General features: G+C 57.0%; 1 rRNA gene. It reads left to right on the top strand.

The annotated features are described in order from the left end of the window. Nucleotides 1-256: ribosomal RNA gene (locus ACTHTA_RS11525) — 16S ribosomal RNA — on the top strand; the annotation flags it as partial.

The following is a 256-nucleotide window of genomic DNA, read 5'->3' as shown; positions in this document are numbered from 1 at the left end:
GTAGGGAATTTTGGGCAATGGGCGAAAGCCTGACCCAGCAACGCCGCGTGTGGGATGAAGGCCCTCGGGTCGTAAACCACTGTCAGGAGGAAAGAAAAGCCGGACGGATAATACCCGGACGGCCTGACGGTACCTCCAAAGGAAGCACCGGCTAACTCCGTGCCAGCAGCCGCGGTAATACGGAGGGTGCAAGCGTTATCCGGATTTACTGGGTTTAAAGGGTGCGTAGGTGGACTGGTAAGTCCGTGGTGAAATC

This window comes from Neisseria sp. P0013.S005, from assembly GCF_051958425.1.
In the GTDB taxonomy this organism is placed as follows: Bacteria; Pseudomonadota; Gammaproteobacteria; order Burkholderiales; family Neisseriaceae; genus Neisseria; species Neisseria subflava.
Note: the sequence above shows the minus strand (reverse complement) of the source record. Positions and strands in the feature narration are given on the sequence as shown.